Origin of the sequence: Arenibacter echinorum, assembly GCF_003259375.1 — a bacterium.
In the GTDB taxonomy this organism is placed as follows: Bacteria; Bacteroidota; Bacteroidia; order Flavobacteriales; family Flavobacteriaceae; genus Arenibacter; species Arenibacter echinorum.
Window position 1 is genome coordinate 463,660 of the sequence record NZ_QLLN01000004.1, and the last position, 17,764, is coordinate 481,423.

13 protein-coding genes are annotated in these 17,764 nt (G+C 41.4%); 7 read left to right on the top strand and 6 right to left on the bottom strand.

Translation table 11 applies throughout. The annotated features are described in order from the left end of the window. The first annotated feature begins 398 nt into the window (after positions 1 to 398). Positions 399 to 1,283 (top strand): dienelactone hydrolase family protein, encoded by an 885-nt coding sequence (locus LV92_RS12395; protein ID WP_111623958.1) that lies wholly within the window; start codon positions 399 to 401, stop codon positions 1,281 to 1,283. Positions 1,284 to 1,314: 31 nt separating this feature from the next. Here LV92_RS12395 and LV92_RS12400 read toward each other — a convergent pair whose 3' ends face one another. From LV92_RS12400 to LV92_RS12415, 4 genes are all read right to left on the bottom strand, one after another. After that, positions 1,315 to 2,940 (bottom strand): sodium:solute symporter, encoded by a 1,626-nt coding sequence (locus LV92_RS12400; protein ID WP_111623959.1) that lies wholly within the window; start codon positions 2,938 to 2,940, stop codon positions 1,315 to 1,317. Between the two features lie 71 nt (positions 2,941 to 3,011). Then, the gene (locus tag LV92_RS12405) at positions 3,012 to 3,893 is read right to left on the bottom strand and encodes an SMP-30/gluconolactonase/LRE family protein (protein WP_111623960.1); all 882 of its coding nucleotides are present in this window, start codon (positions 3,891 to 3,893) and stop codon (positions 3,012 to 3,014) included. Between the two features lie 63 nt (positions 3,894 to 3,956). Further along, positions 3,957 to 4,721, bottom strand: a complete 765-nt coding sequence (locus LV92_RS12410) for an SDR family NAD(P)-dependent oxidoreductase (RefSeq protein ID WP_111623961.1) — start codon at positions 4,719 to 4,721, stop codon at positions 3,957 to 3,959. Positions 4,722 to 4,738: 17 nt separating this feature from the next. Next, positions 4,739 to 6,463 (bottom strand): IlvD/Edd family dehydratase, encoded by a 1,725-nt coding sequence (locus LV92_RS12415; protein ID WP_111623962.1) that lies wholly within the window; start codon positions 6,461 to 6,463, stop codon positions 4,739 to 4,741. A gap of 561 nt (positions 6,464 to 7,024) precedes the next feature. Here LV92_RS12415 and nirK point away from each other — a divergent pair. The 5 genes from nirK to LV92_RS12440 all read left to right on the top strand — a co-directional run bounded on the left by nirK (position 7,025) and on the right by LV92_RS12440 (position 14,841). After that, a complete protein-coding gene (gene nirK, locus LV92_RS12420; protein WP_211322969.1) occupies positions 7,025 to 8,485 on the top strand; it encodes a copper-containing nitrite reductase in 1,461 nt (486 codons plus the stop codon). A 23-nt stretch (positions 8,486 to 8,508) separates the two neighbouring features. Then, complete coding sequence (locus LV92_RS12425; protein ID WP_394336264.1) at positions 8,509 to 9,306, top strand: formylglycine-generating enzyme family protein; 798 nt, start codon at positions 8,509 to 8,511, stop codon at positions 9,304 to 9,306. Between the two features lie 4 nt (positions 9,307 to 9,310). After that, a complete protein-coding gene (locus LV92_RS12430; protein ID WP_111623963.1) occupies positions 9,311 to 10,015 on the top strand; it encodes an SCO family protein in 705 nt (234 codons plus the stop codon). A gap of 93 nt (positions 10,016 to 10,108) precedes the next feature. After that, on the top strand, positions 10,109 to 13,492 hold the full coding sequence (mfd, locus tag LV92_RS12435; RefSeq protein ID WP_394336265.1) for a transcription-repair coupling factor: 3,384 nt from the start codon (positions 10,109 to 10,111) through the stop codon (positions 13,490 to 13,492). 17 nt (positions 13,493 to 13,509) lie between these two features. Beyond that, a complete protein-coding gene (locus LV92_RS12440) occupies positions 13,510 to 14,841 on the top strand; it encodes a redoxin domain-containing protein (protein ID WP_111623965.1) in 1,332 nt (443 codons plus the stop codon). 144 nt (positions 14,842 to 14,985) lie between these two features. Here the strand turns inward: LV92_RS12440 and LV92_RS12445 are convergent, their stop codons facing one another. Both LV92_RS12445 and LV92_RS12450 read right to left on the bottom strand, forming a co-directional pair. After that, positions 14,986 to 15,645: an aspartate kinase gene (locus LV92_RS12445; protein ID WP_031442049.1), complete on the bottom strand. Its 660-nt coding sequence runs from the start codon at positions 15,643 to 15,645 to the stop codon at positions 14,986 to 14,988. 51 nt (positions 15,646 to 15,696) lie between these two features. Continuing rightward, positions 15,697 to 16,056: a YraN family protein gene (locus tag LV92_RS12450; protein WP_111623966.1), complete on the bottom strand. Its 360-nt coding sequence runs from the start codon at positions 16,054 to 16,056 to the stop codon at positions 15,697 to 15,699. Positions 16,057 to 16,247: 191 nt separating this feature from the next. On the opposite strand from LV92_RS12450, the gene LV92_RS12455 reads away from it, so the two are divergent. Continuing rightward, positions 16,248 to 17,756: a DUF1800 domain-containing protein gene (locus LV92_RS12455; RefSeq protein ID WP_111623967.1), complete on the top strand. Its 1,509-nt coding sequence runs from the start codon at positions 16,248 to 16,250 to the stop codon at positions 17,754 to 17,756. The last annotated feature ends 8 nt before the right edge of the window (positions 17,757 to 17,764 follow it).

Genomic DNA, 17,764 nt, shown 5'->3' on the forward strand with positions numbered 1-17,764 from the left:
AACAATCATTTTAAATTTTAATGTTACCAAAAAAAGCCTTCTATAGGCTCGATTAAACTTGATATCCTAAAATTCATTATTTAATAAAACCTAAAAGATAATATTGATTTATTGATGACCAAATTCCAATAATGTTTACAAAATGGAAATACGAATATTAGCCCGACTTCATAATTACCTTTAAAAGTTAAAACTAATTTCATACTTTTAATAAATACTGTTTGTAACAATGCTTCATTTTGCAATAATTAAGATTGATTAAAGCAATGAAGTTCAAGAAAATCCTTTCAAAAGCGTCTTCCCCGATACGTCCGTTAATTAGCTGAAAAGGAAGTTTTTGAATCGGATCTGATAGAACCTAAAGTGTAAAAGGCACGTTCAACCATAAATCAACGCCCATGAGACCATTGAAAAAAGAAGATATTAAACAAGAAGTTTTTGACCTTTATGATGACTACGCCCACAATAGGGTAAGCAGAAGGCTGTTTATGGATAAATTATCCACCTATGCCGTTGGTGGGTTAACGGTAGCTTCGCTGCTTAGCTTTATTTCCCCTGATTATGTGAAAAAAATCCAGATAAAGTCCGATGATCCAAAATTAAAATCAGAATATATCCACTACGATTCCCCCAAAGGAGGTGGTTCCATAAAGGGTTTGCTTTCTAGACCGGCCGATACCAAGGTAAAACTTCCAGGAATAATAGTGGTCCACGAAAACCGTGGACTTAATCCGCACATAGAAGATGTGGGCCGAAGGGCCGGCCTGGCAGGATTCATCTCTTTGGCCCCAGATGCTTTAACACCTCTGGGCGGTTATCCCGGCAATGACGACGATGGCCGTGAACTGCAAAGCAAGCGAAATCGCGATGAGATGTTGGAGGATTTTATTGCGGCCTTTGAATATTTGAAAGCCCATCCTGAATGCTCCGGTAAAGTTGGTGTGGTAGGATTTTGTTTTGGAGGTTGGATTTCCAATATGATGGCGGTAAAGGTTCCAAGTTTAGCAGCTTCAGTTCCTTTTTACGGGGGTCAGCCAACTGAAGATATTGAAAAAATAAACGCCCCTTTAATGCTTCATTTTGGTGAATTGGATACACGAGTAAACGAAGGGTGGCCGGCCTATGAAGAAGCCCTTAAAAAGTATGGCAAGGAATATAAGGCCTATATATACCCTAAGGCAAACCACGGTTTTCACAATGATACCACCCCGAGATATGACCGGGAAGCCGCTGAATTGGCCTGGGGAAGGACCATCGATTTTTTCAAGGAAAAACTCGCTTAAGACCAGGCTATAAATATTGTTCCAACATTCATTACAAAGATAGCGTACTAAACGATATCATGATATATAGCACAATGAGCACCACCAAAACCGATGCTACTATATCCCAAATAGTATAGCTCGACTTGTTGTCAGCCTTTTGTTTTTCCGTAACCGTTCCAAAGGTTAGTCCGGACAATTGCGCCTCAGAGGGGGCCGGATAAAACATACTTACAATCACTGCTATGGCCACACAGAGGGCAAAGAAATAGGCTGCAAATACCAACCAGTTCACGTCGGCGAGGTTAAAAAGAAAGCTTCCTTCGGAAAAACTGGATTTCATAATTTCCAAGGTCAGTTTGGAAAACCCTATGATCAATCCGCCTACCAAGGTAGCTATGGCCCCATTGGCATTAATTCGCTTATAAAAAATCCCTAAAAGAAATACCGCAGTAATCGGCGGGGAAATATAGGCCTGCACATTCTGCAGGTATTCGTATAATCCATCAGAAAGTCTTGTTATTACCGGAATCCACAGTAGACCCAAACCTACTACAAAAAAAGTGGCGGTTCTTCCGGTTTTCACCAATTCCTCCTCAGGTTTATTGGGCTTCAATTTTTTATAAATATCCAGGGTAAACAAGGTGGAACAGGAATTAAACACGGAAGCCAAGGAACTCATAAGGGCAGCCAGCAATCCTGCGGCTACCAATCCACGTAAGCCGGAAGGCAAAAGGTTGCTCATTAGTACGGGAAAGGCCTCATCAGGATTGTCCCAATGCAATTTCCCCTGCATTTTAAGTCCCAAGGCGACTACTCCCGGTATTAGAAATAGAAAAACGGGCATCAGTTTTAGAAGTGCCCCAAAAATACTTCCACGCCTACCTGCCTTGATACTTTTGGCAGTAAGGACCCGTTGTACGATTACCTGATCGGTACACCAATACCAGATTCCCACAATGGTACTGGTCAGAAAAAGGGGCAACCAGGGATAATCCGGGTCCGAATTGGGTCGCCACATATTAAAATAATCCACTCCTATGGTTTCCTTCAGCTCCCCCCAACCACCGACAGCTTCAAGCCCCATAAAACTCAAGATTCCGGCACCAAGGACCAAAACTATTGCCTGTATGGTCTCTGTATACACCACGGCCCGCATTCCTCCTAAAATAGTGTATAGTCCTGTAAGCGCAACAGTTGCAACCGCACCGACCCAAAAAGGAATTCCCAAAAGGGCAGATACCACTACCCCACCGGCGTATATGGTTACGGATACTTTGGTAAGTATATAAGCGATTAAAGAAACAATGGAAAGTACCCATCTAGAGCGGGCATCGAAACGCTTTTCCAAAAATTCCGGCATGGTAAATACACCACTCCTGGCGTAAAAAGGCAGAAAAACCCAGCCCAACATTAAAACTATCCAGGCATGGAGCTCATAAATCAATAATGGCATTTTATCCCCAGCACCATTGCCCGCCAATCCCACTACATGCTCAGACCCTATGTTGGAGGCAAAAATTGAAGCTCCTACCATAAACCATCCAATGTTTCGTCCGGCCAAAAAGTAGTCCTCCGTATTCTTTTGTTTTTGTTTTATTACCCACCAGGCAACCCCAAGCAATATCACAAAATAGGCGCTGATCACCACCCAATCCAATGTGTCCAATCCTTTCATTCTAACTTAATTTGGTTTCGTTGGTTTATATTATTCGCAATTTTCGTAGATAGATATGAATGAAACTTATATTAGGTTGAACTCTTAAATTGATAAGCAGGGAGTCCTTTATGGCCACAATTCCTGACTACAAATAAAGACCCTGCCAAGGGCTGTTTCTTCAGTTCCAATTCACTAAGCCCCTTCTTGGCAGAAGTTATATACAGATCTTCCATGGTCTCACCCCCAAAGGCGCAAGAAGTAACTTGGGCAACCGGCATGGTAATGGACAATAATTTTTTTCCGGTTCCAGGGTCGTAGCGGGCTACCTGCCATCCTCCCCAATGAGCTACCCATATCATTCCCTCGTTATCTATGGTCATCCCATCCGGAAAGCCGTCTTCCACGGCAATAGTGATGACCGTTCTTTTGTTGGCCAATTCCCCACTGGCCTTATCGTAATCGTAAGCTACAACTTTGCGGGTCGGGGAATCTATGAAGTACAATGTTTTATGATCCAAACTCCAAGCCAGACCGTTGGAAATGCTAATATTGGATTCCTTTTTCCCAACATTTAATGAAGCATCCAGCACATAAAGGCTACCAGAAGATTTATCTTCTGCAATGGGCATGGTCCCTGCCCAAAATCGACCTACAGGATCACATTTCCCATCATTAAACCTGTTTTCCGGCAAATCTTTCTCCGGATTGGTTATCATATCGACTTTCCCAGTTTTCCGGTTTACATAGCCGAATCCGTCCTTCATGGCAGCAAGGTAATTCCCATTGTCAGAAATCGCCATAGCGCCGATCATTTGGCCTACCGAAATGGTATTGGAAGTACCGGTTTTTGGAGACCATTCATGGATATTTCCATTTAAAATATCTACCCAACATATCTGTTTTTTGGAGTCATCCCAAAGCGGACCTTCCCCCAATTCGCATATAATTCCACTAACAACTTCTGGACCCATATCTTTTAGAATCTATTATAATTTATTGGTTACCGCAGGCATCATGAATATTCAATGAGCCCATTAATTTTTATAGGGAGAAGGGCTCACCGATGTCCAACCCCCATCGATCACCAAACTTTGTCCCGTTATGTGTTTGGAATTATCGGAAACTAAGAACAAAACAGCCTGGGCTATATCATTGACAGATGCCGGTCTACCCAAGGGCGTAATATTTTCCCAGGTTCCGAAATAGTCTTTATCCCTCAGGGTCCTCTCGGTAAGGGTGGCTCCCGGGGCTACCGTATTGATATTTATTTTATAGGGCGATAGCTCTATGACCAAGTTCTTGGCCAACATTTCCAATGCGGCCTTGCTCATCCCGTAGGCCGCTAAATTTTCATGTGCCTGATGCCCTGTTACCGAGGACATAAAAAGGATAGACCCGCCAAAACCTTGCTTTTTCATTTGATTCGCCGCTGCTTGGGCCAAAAAGAAACTCCCGCCCAAATTAACTTTCATCACCTCAAAAAAAGATTCCGGCGGATAGCTAAGGAATTCCCCAAAGAGGGTAATCCCCGCATTGGCTACCACTATATCCAATTTTCCAAATTCTTCAACCGCCTTATCCACCATTTGTTTTATGACCGCTATATCCCCTGAATCACCTGCAAAAGGAATACATTTTCCATTCTTCCGGTCCATTTTTACAACTGCCTCCTCAGCGAGAACGGCATCCAAATCATTCAAAATAACATTGGCCCCATGGGCCACCAACTGCCTACAGATTTCCAGGCCAATACCCTGCCCGGCTCCTGTAACAATCGCAACTTTATCCTTAAAATCCATAATAGAAGGTATTCGATTTAATGGGAATCCCTAGTGACCTCGCTCCCGGATTTTCCCCTTAAAAAATCCATGTCCGCTCCCAAATGGGCTTGCTGCACATGGTTTACATATAAATTAACATAGCCTCGGTCAACGATAGGAGGAATTACTTTTCTGTTTTTCTTACGCTTTTCCAATTCCTCATCCGAGATGGCTACGGTCAGACTTCGATTCTGCACATCCAAACTGATCATGTCCCCATTTTCTATCACCGAAAAATTTCCACCCATGGCGGCTTCTGGGGATACATGTAATACCACTGTTCCAAAACCGGTTCCACTCATACGGCCATCCGAAATACGGACCATATCCTTGACTTCTTTTTCCAAAAGTTTTTTGGGGAGGCCCATATTCCCAACTTCTGGCATTCCCGGGTATCCCCTGGGACCTACATTCTTTAGCACCAAAATACAGCTTTCATCCACTTCCAAAGCGTCTGTATCTATCCTGGCCTTGTAATCCTCAATATTCTCAAAGACTACGGCCTTGCCAGTATGTTTCATTAAGTGGGCACTTGCCGCCGAGGGTTTTATTACTGCTCCATTTTCGGCAAGGTTGCCACTAAGGATGGCCAAACCTGTTGCATCGTTAAAGGGCCGGCCCACACTTCCTATGACGTCATTGTCATAATTTTGCGCTTTCTGATAATTCTCCCCAACAGTTTTACCATTTACGGTAATTACATCATTGTTGAGGATGTCTTTTAGTTCCTTCAGCACTGCAGGCAAGCCACCGGCATAAAATAAATCCTCCATAAAATGCTTGCCTGAAGGTTGCAAATTGGCAATAAGGGGAATATTGGCCGAAAGCCTATTAAAATCTTCCAGCTTTAAAGGGACACCAATTCTTCCAGCTATGGCCAAAAGATGGATCACAAAGTTTGTGGAGCCTCCTATGGCCGCATTGACCTTAATGGCATTTTCAAAGGCCTTAATGGTCAAAATATCAGATAGTTTAAGATCTTCCTTCACCATTTCAACTATTCGGATTCCGCTCAACTGTGCCAATACTTTTCTTCGGGCATCGGCTGCAGGGATAGCAGCATTTTCGGGTAAACTAAGTCCCAGTGCCTCCACCATACACGCCATGGATGATGCCGTACCCATAACGGCACAGTGTCCGTCACTTCTGCACATGGCCGCTTCTATATTCCGCAACTCGGCATTCTCAAGTTTTCCTTCCCTAACATCGTCATGATAGCGCCAAATATCGCTGGTGCCAATATTTTTCCCCCTGTACTTTCCCGTAAGCATAGGACCTCCCGACACCACTATGGTCGGGATATCCACACTACAGGCCCCCATTACCAAGGAAGGGGTGGTCTTGTCGCAACCACATAGCAAGACAACACCGTCCAAAGGATTTGCACGTATGCTCTCCTCCACATCCATACTTGCCAAATTTCTATAAAGCATGGCCGTTGGTTTCATAATGGTTTCCCCCAAGGACATTACCGGAAATTCCACTGGGAATCCCCCGGCCTCCCAAATGCCTTTTTTCACGGATTCTGCCAGCTCCCTAAAATGCCCGTTACAGGGAGTAAGCTCTGACCAGGTATTACAGATGCCAATTACCGGTTTGTTGTTAAACTCGTAATCCGGTATTCCCTGGTTCTTCATCCAGGCCCTATAGATAAATCCGTCTTTACCTGTACGGCCAAACCAGTTGCTGCTTCGCAGCTTTTTCTTGTCATCTTTTTCCATTGGTCTTTTGGTTTTTATGAATCCGCTAATATTGAATTCAGCTAGGTTTACAAGGTAAAGTACAGATTTTCATATTAATATTTTTTTATGACCTATACACTTAATTTCAATTTGCAGGCATCAATATCGTGAACTTTTCCGAATTAAAAACTTCATTTTTTAAGGAATTTGTAATTATGATCTTGGGAAGACCACATTTATATGGATTATAAAGGTTAACAACTTTTTAAACCCAGTCCGCCGTCATGCATGTTCTATATCGCAAAATAAATTATTCTTTGGGCTTTCACTGGCCATAGAGGTCTCAACTACAATGGACCTAAAAAATTTCATAGGACAACTTCAATCAAAAACAATGTCCTAATTAGCATTAGGACTGGTATTTTTATACACCCAGCATAATTTAGTATTTGCAATTGACCCTTGTAAAACACCTAAGTTCAGTACTTAATTTTAAACATGACAACTGTCATGTTTTTATTTATCAATGGCAATTATTTTTGCCCCTATAAAGGACAAAAAAGTCCTTTATTTTTCAATATGCAACCAAAACAAAACATTATGAATGCAAAATCGACAAAAAAAATATTCCTCCTTCTCGTATTGATGGCAGGAATGGGCAGCCTTATCCTCTCATGTGCCAAAAAAGAAAAGATTGTTTATGAAAGCACCGCAGACATCCCTGCAAATCGCGAAATGATCGCAGAATTAACGGCACCTCCGCATGTCCCTACACCTGTTGGGGATAGAAAAGCGAAACTGCTAAAGGTAGATATGGAAATCTTGGAACAGGAAGGAGAAATGACCAATGGGGTGCGGTATGTATACTGGACCTTTGGTGGTTCGGTACCGGGCAGTTTTATAAGAACAAGAGTTGGGGATGAAGTTGAATTTCACCTAAAAAATCACCCTGAAAATAAATTGCCACACAATATCGACCTGCATGCAGTTACCGGTCCGGGCGGGGGCGCAGAGTCCTCCTTTGTAGCACCTGGTCACGAAAAGGTTTTTTCCTTTAAAACCCTAAATCCCGGCCTTTATGTGTACCACTGTGCCACTGCCCCGGTAGGGATGCACATTGCCAACGGAATGTACGGGTTGATATTGGTAGAACCAGAAGGAGGCTTGCCCTTGGTAGATAAGGAATATTACATTATGCAAGGCGATTTTTACACCAAAGGTGCCAATGGAGAAAGAGGTTTACAGCCTTTTGATATGCAAAAAGCAGTGGATGAAAAGGCAGATTATGTAGTATTTAATGGAAAAATGGGAGCCTTGACAGGAGACAATGCCATTACCGCCAAAGTAGGCGAAACCGTTCGTTTATTCGTGGGCAATGGTGGGCCCAACCTAGTATCTTCCTTTCATGTTATTGGTGAAATATTCGACAAAGTACATGTAGAAGGTGGCGATATGATCAATGAAAATGTGCAAACCACCCTAATCCCAGCAGGAGGAGCGGCTATCGTGGAATTTAAGGTTGATGTGCCAGGCACTTTTATCCTAGTAGACCATTCCATATTCAGGGCCTTTAATAAGGGAGCCCTGGGAATGCTTAAAGTAGAAGGTGAGAAAAACAAGACCATCTATTCCGGTGAACTGGAAGACGGTATTTACCTGCCTGAAGGTAGTGGAATTCAAAAAATGCCGTCTACAAACGGAGTTGTGGAATCTGAAATCCCTGCCAAATCTATGGAAGAAAAAATGACCTTTGGTAAAGCTACCTATATGCAGACCTGTTTTGCCTGTCACCAGGGAGAGGGACAAGGAATTGCCAATGCATTTCCTCCTTTGGCCAATTCGGATTACTTAAACGCCGATGTTAATCGCGCCATTGACATTGTTTTACATGGTAAAACAGGTGAAATAACTGTAAACGGACAAAAGTATAATAGTGTAATGACAGCACAGACCTTATCAGATGAAGAGGTGGCCAATGTACTTACCTATGTTTACAATAGTTGGGGTAATTCCAAAAAGGATGTAACCCCGGCTATGGTCAAAAGCGTAAGAAACAAATAAAATTAAAAAACAAAAAGACAATTATGGGTCCCTTCTTTAAATTAGCACTTACCCTTTTAGGCATTATTAGCAGCATTAGCAATTTTGCACAATCGGAGCAAATGGTTAGCGTAAAAGGAGGGACTTATATTCCACTTTACGGAGTAGACTCAACCGCGGTCACCGTAGATGAATTTACTATGGACGTATACCCCGTAACAAACAAGGAGTACTTAAAGTTTGTACAGGAATATCCTGAATGGAAAAAAAGCAAGGTCAAGAAATTGTTTGCAGATGGTAATTATTTAGTGAATTGGGAGGATGATGACTCCTATGGCAGCCAGTTGGCCGCCGATGCTGCGGTTACCAACGTTTCTTGGTTTGCAGCCAAGAAATACTGTGAATGCCAAGGTAAAAGATTGCCAACCGTAGATGAATGGGAATATGCAGCCATGGCCGATCAAAATAATCCGGACGCCCGTACAAAGGAAACCTACAATCAACTTATATTGGACTGGTACGAAGCTCCTAAAACATTTAATAATTCCATAGGTTCCACCTTTAAAAATTACTGGGGAATTTATGATCTGCATGGACTTGTTTGGGAATGGACCATGGATTTCAATTCGGTCCTTATTTCCGGTGAATCCAGAAAAGATGTGGATAAAGACAGTAATCTTTTTTGTGGTAGTGCTGCTGTTGGAGCATCGGACTTAATGAACTATGCCGCCTTTATGCGCTATGCATTTAGAGGAAGCTTAAAAGCAAATTACGCCATACGCAACTTAGGATTCCGATGTGTACAAACAACAGAATCGAATAATAAAAACCTAACTTATTAAGGATATGAAAAAAATTCTCAATACCGGATTGTTATGCCTTATGCTCATCAATCTGATAGCGTGTAACACCAAGAATTCCGACAAAACAACGGCGGAAAAATACCAATGTCCCATGCATTGCGAAGGTGGCAAGACCTACGATCAACCAGGTACTTGCAGTGTTTGCAAAATGGAACTTCAGCCACTGGCCCTAAACAACAAAAAAAAGGGGGAAATCTCGGAGCTATCCATTTATAATCTTCCATCCAAATGGACCAATCAGAACAATGAGGAAATACAACTTAAAGCCTTGCAAGGGGATGTCTTGGTCATGGTCATGATCTATACCTCCTGTCAAACGGCCTGCCCCAGATTGGTCGCCGATATGCGTGGCATAGAAGAGCAGATCCCTGCCGATAAGAAAGACAATGTTACGCTTGTTTTCGTAAGCATCGACCCACAAACCGATACCCCCCAACGCCTTAAGGAATTCGCAAAGGAAAACCAAATGGATACTGAAAAATGGGTATTTCTAAGGGGCTCCGAAGAGGACACCAGGGAATTTTCAGCGGTATTGGCGGTAAGTTATAAAAAAATATCCCCTATGGATTTCTCGCATTCCAACATCATCAGCGTTTTTGATCAAGGAGGGGAATTGGCATATCAACAGGAAGGCTTGGGAATTAACAATGAAGAAACGGTCTCTAAGATTATAGAATTGGTGAATTAGGACACATTCATTTTTTAAATCCTTATCATCTTTTGTAAAAAGGATAATCAAGGTTTATATTTGCATAAAAATTTACGGTTGACAAAATCTTCAATGTTACAACTGTTCGCACAGTCTCCCCAACTGGGAAAACTGAGGGCTACTATTGCCAGTTTCCAAGAAAATGCCGCTGCGACATCCAGACCAAAAACGAATATAAAAGGCCTAACAGGGTCTGCCCTGTCCTTCGTTATTGCAGAAATCTTCCATAAATCCGAAGCTCCATTTTTGTTTATTTTGAACGATAAGGAGGAAGCCGCTTATTATCTGAACGACTTAGAGCAACTCATAGGAGATAATGATGTCCTATTTTATCCCGGTAGTTACAGAAGGCCCTACCAGATTGAGGAAACAGATAATGCCAACGTGCTTTTGCGTGCAGAAGTACTGAACCGTATCAACTCCAAGAAAAAACCCGCCATCATCGTTACCTATGCCGATGCACTTTTTGAGAAAGTGGTGACCAGAAAGGAACTGGAGAAAAATACCCTAAAAATTAAATTGGACGATACTCTTTCCCTCGATTTTTTAAATGAAGTGTTGTTCGAATACAAGTTTAAAAGGGTCGATTTTGTTACCGAACCAGGTGAATTCTCGGTTCGCGGTGGCATAATGGACGTATTTTCTTTTTCTCACGATGAACCTTATAGAATTGAATTCTTTGGGGACGAGGTAGACAGTATCAGAACCTTTGACGTTGAAACCCAATTGTCTACCCAAAAGGTGAATAAGATCACCATCATCCCCAACGTGGAAAACAAGTTCCTGGACGAAAACCGGGAAAGCTTTCTTAAGTACATATCGCCAAACACCCTGATTTTTAGTAAAAACCTGAGCTTGTTATACGCTAGGTTGGATTCATTTTTTGAGAAAGCAGAAGTGGCATTTACCAAACTGTCCAAAGAAATAAAGCATTCCAAACCCCAGGAATTGTTTACCAATTCCGTTTTATTAAAACAAGAGCTGGCCGGTTTTGGCCTAGTGGAGATCGATGGTAGCACTAAAGCTTCGGGTGATCCGGAAACCATCGTTTTTAATACAAAACCACAACCATCCTTCAATAAAAAATTCGATTTATTAATCGAAAACCTCAACGATAATTACAAAAACGGGTTTACTAATTATCTCTTTTGCGCCACCGACCAACAGGCCAAACGATTTCACGATATTTTTGATGAGGTAGGAAAGGAAGTCCATTATAAGACCATTGTCCTCCCCCTTTATCAAGGTTTTTTGGACCACGATTTAAAGATTGCGTGTTATACGGACCATCAGATTTTTGAGCGCTACTTAAAATTCCATTTAAAAAATGGCTATGCCAAAAAACAGGCCATAACCTTAAAGGACCTGAACAAATTGGAAATTGGGGACTATGTTACCCATATAGACCACGGAATTGGAAAATTTGGAGGCCTCCAAAAAATAGATGTAGAAGGCAAGAAACAGGAAGCCATAAAACTGATGTACGGCGAAAGGGACATTCTTTATGTCAGCATACATTCCCTGCACAAAATTTCGAAGTTCAATGGGAAGGACGGTGCTCCCCCAAAAATATACAAACTTGGTTCCGGAGCATGGAAAAAAATCAAGGACAAGGCAAAATCGCGCGTTAAAAAAATTGCCTTCGACCTTATACAGCTCTATGCCAAGCGCAGATTGGAAAAAGGCTTTCAATATGGCCCTGACAGCTACTTACAGCTGGAATTGGAGGCTTCGTTTATTTACGAAGATACCCCGGATCAAAGCAAGTCTACTGAAGATATCAAAAAGGACATGGAAAGCGAAAGACCTATGGACCGACTCGTTTGTGGGGATGTAGGTTTTGGCAAAACGGAGGTGGCCATTAGAGCTGCATTTAAAGCTGTGGACAACGGCAAGCAGGTAGCCGTATTGGTTCCTACGACCATTTTGGCTTTTCAACACCACCGGACCTTTTCGGAGCGTTTGAAAGATATGCCGGTTACTGTAGATTACTTAAATCGGTTTAGGACGGCCAAGGAGAAAAAAGAGACCTTGGAAAACCTGGCTGCCGGCAAGGTAGATATCATCATTGGCACCCATCAGTTGGTAAACAAGAACGTAAAGTTCAAAGACCTAGGTTTGTTAGTAGTGGATGAGGAACAGAAATTTGGGGTATCGGTCAAGGACAAATTAAAAGCCATTAAAGAGAACGTAGATGTCCTTACGCTTACCGCAACACCAATCCCAAGAACGCTTCAATTCAGTTTAATGGCAGCTAGGGACCTATCGGTCATCAATACGGCACCGCCCAATAGATACCCTATAGAAAGCGAGGTAATCCGATTTAACGAAGAAACCATTCGCGATGCTATTTCCTACGAAATCCAACGGGGCGGACAAGTCTTCTTTATCCACAATAGAATTGAAAATATCAAAGAAGTTGCCGGAATGATCCAAAGGTTGGTGCCGGATGCCAGAATTGGTATCGGCCACGGACAAATGGAAGGTAAAAAATTGGAAACCCTTATGCTGGCCTTTATGAACGGAGAGTTCGATGTACTGATTTCTACGACCATTGTGGAAAGCGGTCTGGATGTTACCAACGCCAACACCATTTTTATTAACAATGCCAATAATTTTGGTCTTAGCGACCTGCATCAAATGAGGGGGCGTGTTGGGCGAAGCAATAAAAAGGCTTTCTGTTACTTTATTACCCCACCCTATGATGTAATGACCAACGATGCAAGGAAAAGAATTCAGGCCTTGGAGCAATTTACGGATCTGGGCAGCGGTTTCAATATTGCAATGAAAGATTTGGAAATTAGGGGTGCCGGGGATTTGCTTGGAGGCGAACAAAGTGGTTTTATCAATGAAATTGGTTTTGATGCCTATCAAAAAATATTGGCCGAAGCCATAGACGAACTTAAGGAAAACGAATTCAAGGAACTGTATGAGGAAGTTGGCGGTAAACAAAAAATATTTGTCAAGGAAACTCAAATAGATTCCGATTTTGAATTGCTATTCCCTGATGATTATATCAACAATATTACGGAACGCTTAAATCTCTATACCGAACTGAACCAGGTTTCAGATGAGGAAGGTTTACAAAAATTTGAGACGGAATTAATAGACAGATTTGGGGGACTACCAACCCAGGCCGAGGATTTATTGAATTCGGTCCGAATTAAATGGATCGCCAATAGTATAGGTCTGGAGAAAATAGTGATGAAGAAGGGCAAAATGATCGGCTATTTTATAGCCGACCAGCAATCCGATTTTTACCAAAGCAGTTCCTTTACGGCCGTATTGCAATTTGTTCAAAGCCATCCCAACCTGGCAAAATTAAAGGAAAAGCAGACCCGCAATGGTTTGCGTTTATTGTTGGTCTTTGAACATATTAATTCTATAGATAAGGCCTATAAATCAATGCAACCATTTAATTCAGTTATCCCTAAAACAGGAATAACAGTACCATAAAAAAAGCCCCTATATAGATGAATCCAAAAAACACATTTTTCGTATTAATCCTATGTTTTACTCTATTTTCGGAAGCCCAACACAGCGTTTCGGGAAGTTTATCCCCGGCCGACGAATACAAATGGTTAATTGCCTACAAATTAAATCCTGACCATCAGAATTATATCGTCGACACGGCTGTTAAGAACGGGACTTTCTCCTTAGATATTCCGGCCAATGCCCAACCCGGCATGTATAGGCTGGTATATGCAGTGCCACAGGAGGAGTTCTATTTTGATTTTATCTATAACGGCAAGGAAGATATTGCACTCTCCTTTGATTCCCAAAAAGGCCTGTCTTTTACATCCTCCACCGAAAACCTGCTATATACCAGGTACTTTAATGAAATACATGGGTTGGAGAAACAAATTGCTCAATTTTATTCGGAACAAAAGAAGGACCGAAGCCTACTTTTAAACCTGAACAAGAAATTGGCCGCTGTGCAACAATCATTCGAAACCCAATCTCAGGGTTTGTTAAGCGGACATTTTATTTCGGCAAATAGGCCTTATATCCCTTCGGATTATGAAGATGTTGCAACCTATGTGAAACATAAAAGGGAACACTATTTTGATGCCTTGGACTTTAACGATCATGTACTACAGGGATCGGACTTTTTAAAGGACAAAGTGGTTAATTACGTATTTACGGCCCTGCCCCATCATCAAATTGCCTCTAAAGAAAAGGAGCCGGAAATAATAGAGAATGTTAAGGAACTTGCCCAATTACTGGATGATGTAAGCGCCACCAACAAGGTGCAGTTATTCAACAGTTTATGGACACAGGCGTCCAATGATAATTTAAATAAAGTGGCCGATTTTATTTACGATTATTATCTAAAATCCCTGGCAACCGAAACCAATAAATCCGAATTAATAAAAAAGATCGAAATCCAAAATCGCCTTCGAATGGGAGCTGTAGCTCCTGAAATTACATGGAATGATGGCAGTAATACCAAAAAACTTAGTGGTCTTTCCGGAGCAAAAAATTATGTTATTGTTTTTTGGAGCAGTACCTGTTCGCACTGCCTACAGCAACTTCCTGAATTTCATAAGGCTTTAAAGGACATATCCAGCACAAAGGTCCTGGCCATTGGCCTAGAGGATGATGATGTAACTTGGAAAAAGGAATCGGCTAAACTCCCGGACTTTATTCACGGCATTGCCTTGGGGAAATGGGAAAGTCCGTATGCGGATATTTATGATATTCATCAAACCCCCACCTTTTATATTTTGGACAACGAAAAGCGCATAGTTGCCAGACCGGAGGATTACATAGGGGTCGTGAAATTTTTAAAAGAGGAGAAATAACACACTGCAATTGGAGTAATTGTGTTTTAAGATTACCCTATTTACCTATTAAGATATTGAAAAATTACTCCACTAAACACTTGGTAAATTTTCACATTAACCAATTGCTACACTTATTAATTGGTCCATTGTTACTTTCCCACATTACAAGGTTTTAAGGTCCTTAATAGTCTTAAAGGCCACATCTACCTGCTCATCGTTTACGATGATGGTAAATTCATTGGTTGTAGATATCACTTCGTATAGAACGATACCCTCCCATGCCAAACGTTGAAAAATAAAATAATAGATACCGGGTACGGAAACGTTTTCCGCCGGCAACTTTACGGTAATCGAGGAAAGGTTTTCGGCCTTTTGCGTACATTTCTCGTTCTTAAACAACTCTTCCACTGCCTCGTCCAATATATTGCTGACAACGATATTAAGTTCGTTGACCCCTCTTGACGAAGTATAGAAAACATCCTTATTCCTATTTACCTCATTCAACAAAACAGTCTGATTTTCCAAAATGGATTCGGATACCAAAAAGGTGAAATCGGTCAATGATGACCTTACCGTGATTTCTCCTATATTTTTTAAAACCTTAATAATTTTATGGGTAGCACGGAACTCCAAATCATCGGAAAGTCGTTTTAAGGCCATTACAATAGCGCCGTTCCGAATATCCTTCCCCAACTCACTTTCTATTTCCGGTTTTACGATTCTAGAAAGCGACGTTAAGTTTATAATACCTTGAGCCAAAGCACTTTGCAAAAATGGTTTCTTTTTAATGTAGTCTTCCACGACCGATGAAATAGTCTTCATTTTCTTAAACTTTTGGTAAAAATAACAAATTGTTACAAATAAAACAAATAATTAAAAGTGATAAAACGCATTTTCCAAATGTTCTATGCCAAAATTTGTCCCTTTTTTATGAATGGTAATGATATCGAACCTGGCCTCCACATCAAGATCCTTGCTTATAATATAATGATCGGCCGCCGAGACCAAGAGTTTTATTTTCTTTTCGGTAACCGTGTCGGCAATTGGTTGCATGTAGTCAGAGCTACGCGATTTTACTTCAACAATGGCCAAAATATCCCCTTTTCTTGCAATTATATCGATCTCTGCTTTCAAATACCTATAATTCCTATGAACTACCTTATAGCCATTTTCAGTTAAATAGTCGACCGCCAATTGCTCTCCCTTTTTCCCAAATTCGTTATGCTTTGCCATGCCTTTTCAATTCTATTTACCAAAAAACGTGCATTTTGTCGAAAAACCTAACATACTGTCGTCCAAATTTCTATAAACCACGTAATTTGTTATGCATTATAGCGAATATTTTGTAAGAGCGATAATTTCTTATTAAAATCTGCGTTATGCAATGACCCCTTACTAGTAACCTATCAAATGCGGAATAAATTATGGAATTTTTCATAAACTGTAATACTTCTAGTTTGGCCCCCTATACCACCCCATTGGATGGTCAAAGGGCTCAACATCTATATAGAAGATTGGGTTTTAGCGCCTCCGTTCAGACGATTAATCAAGCTATTGGCCAAACCGCCGGCAATTTGGTTGATTCCCTTATTCTCGAAGCGCAAAATATGCCCCCCTTGGCTGCCCCACTCTGGGCAGACTGGAACAATAGCAATTATCCTGAAGACGATGACCTGCGTGGACAATTAATGAGGTCGCAACAAGAAGAATTCAAGTTGGCCTATACCAATTCCTTACTTGACAATAATCTTCGAGATCGTCTTAGTTTTTTTTGGAGCAATCATTTTGTAACAGAACTGGACGTATACAATTGTAATTCTTTCCTTTATCATTATATCAACTGTCTACAGCGCAATGCTATTGGCAATTTCAAAACCTTTGTCAGCGAAATCGGCCTTACCAGTGCCATGCTCTACTATTTGGACGGCGTGTACAACAATGGTAACAACCCCAATGAGAATTATGCCCGTGAACTTTATGAGCTTTTTACCTTAGGCGAAGGAAATGGATATACTGAACAGGATATCATTGAAACCGCCAAGGCCATTTCCGGTTATGTTGAAAGAGGGGAACTAGGCTGTGAACAGGTAGTGTTCGATGCTTCCAAATTCAATACCGAAAGTAAAACAATTTTTGGGCGCACTGGAAATTGGGGATATGATGACGTTATCGATATTCTTTTTGAAGAAAGAGGTAACGAAATAGGCTATTTCATCTGTAAAAAATTATACGAATTTTTTGTACACCCGGATGCTACAGATGAAGCCAACAATGCAAAGACCATTATTGACGGCTTAACCGCAACCTTTATCAGCAGCGATTTTGATTTGGCACCAGTATTACGCCAACTCTTTAAAAGTCAACACTTTTTTGACGATGAAGCCATAGGTGTTATCATTAAAAGTCCGTTCGATTTATACCTTAACATCACTAAAGAAACTGGCTTTGCATATAACGACACTACTATTGGAAGTGCCATAAATTATAGTGGAATGCTGGGGCAAGATCTTTTTGATCCTTTTGATGTTGCCGGATGGCAACGAAACAGGGACTGGATCAATACCAATTTCATGATTGGCCGTTGGCTTACCATGGAGACCATTGTAGATGGTTTTTACCAAGACAACCCTGAACAATTCAGGACATTTGCCATGGACGCCGTTGGACCCGCCAACAGCAATACAAGTAACCCAGAGATTGTTGTAAGGGCTATCGTAGACAAAATTACGCCCAAGGGAATGTTTACCCAACAGGATTTTGACAATGCCATGTCGGCATTTAAAATAGAAGATGTACCGGAAGATTATTATGGCCCGGATTATATCCCCGGCGGACAATCGTTATGGATTTTAAGCGTAAGCCAAGAGGTTCCCTCCCAGGTTCATCTGCTTATAAGACACCTTACCAGACAACCCGAATTTCAACTTAAATAAAACCGACC